Annotated in this window: 1 protein-coding gene; it reads left to right on the top strand. The window is 65.2% G+C overall.

Annotation, left to right across the window (positions count from 1 at the left end):
* On the top strand, positions 1-490 hold a 490-nt coding region (locus tag G3446_RS27010), incomplete at its 5' end, for a transposase (RefSeq protein ID WP_164456728.1).
* Positions 491-880 lie beyond the last annotated feature (390 nt).

Genomic DNA, 880 nt, shown 5'->3' with positions numbered 1-880 from the left:
TGCCGAGACGGACGCGCGCATTGAGCGCTTGCGCACCGCCGCCCTGGCCCTGATCGAGACCGCGGCCCAGCTCAAGGACACTTTTGTCCTGCTCACCAGCGTCAAAGGCATTGCCGCCGCCAGCGCCATCGAGCTGATGGGCGAGCTCCTGGTGCTCCCGCCCGAGCTCAGCGCCAAGCAGTGGGTCGCCATGGCCGGGCTCGATCCGCGTCAGATCACCTCCGGCAGCAGCGTTCAGAAGCCCGCGCGCTTGAGTAAGGCCGGCAACCGCTACCTGCGCAAGGCGCTCTATATGCCGGCCCTGAGTGCCTCGCGACATGAGCCCCACGTCAAGGCCTACTACCGCCATCTCATCGAGACCCGGGGGCTGAAGAAGATCCAAGCCGTCTGCGCGGTCATGCGCAAGCTCTTACATGCCATCCATGGCATGCTCAAGACCCAGCAGCCCTTTGATGGCACGCGCTTCTCGGCCCGCTTGGCCGAGGCCTGAGCCAAGCGTTGTCGGCGCAGATATGGCGTGGTTGGACAGCGAGAGGCGCCGCGAACCTCGCTGCCAAGACAGCCCCGACGCGCAAATCAGCGTGCTCTCAATCACCGACTGTTGTTGCGCCGCAGGCGTTTTCAGATGACCGCTGTGGCGCGTGCGGCGCAGTGTGGGCAACGGGTGAATGAGTGTGGACAAGGTGGGGGCAACCCGCCTCAAGCGGGTTGTCCCCACCTTGTCCACACGCCCGCTTGCGGCATTCACGCGTTGTCCATACGAAGTCCGCTGGCACCACCGCCCGGGCCGGCCCGCTCGGTTGGGAATGCTCAGCCAGACAGTGGCTCTGATGCGCGAGATTCGGCTCCGCAGCAATGTCGACGCCCATCGAGCTTTCTT

This window comes from Thiorhodococcus minor (assembly GCF_010820565.1).
Lineage (GTDB): Bacteria > Pseudomonadota > Gammaproteobacteria > Chromatiales > Chromatiaceae > Thiorhodococcus > Thiorhodococcus minor.
Note: the sequence above shows the minus strand (reverse complement) of the source record. Positions and strands in the feature narration are given on the sequence as shown.